At 43.5% G+C, this 253-nt stretch carries 1 protein-coding gene; it reads left to right on the top strand.

Annotation, left to right across the window (positions count from 1 at the left end; all coding sequences use genetic code 11):
* Nucleotides 1-253: OB-fold nucleic acid binding domain-containing protein (locus FLQ44_RS02120; protein WP_147692833.1), on the top strand; the 253-nt coding region annotated here is incomplete at both ends.

The following is a 253-nucleotide window of genomic DNA, read 5'->3' as shown; positions in this document are numbered from 1 at the left end:
CTCATAAGATTAATGAACTGACACCAACACGTCGTGGTGTAACTACAGTGTTTGCCGGCTTAGTGGTCGATGTGGCTAACTTCCCCAATCGTATGGTCATCACATTGGATGATGGTACAGCACGTATTGAAGTTTCCTCCAATCATGAGCGTTTCCAACGCTTTAAAGATATCATTCAGAATGAAAAAGTGGTGGTGATTGAAGGTGAAATCTATGAACGAGAAGGCTTTGATCGTCCAATGGGGCGCTTAAC

The organism is Vogesella mureinivorans, assembly GCF_007644035.1.
Classification (GTDB): Bacteria; Pseudomonadota; Gammaproteobacteria; order Burkholderiales; family Chromobacteriaceae; genus Vogesella; species Vogesella mureinivorans.
Note: the sequence above shows the minus strand (reverse complement) of the source record. Positions and strands in the feature narration are given on the sequence as shown.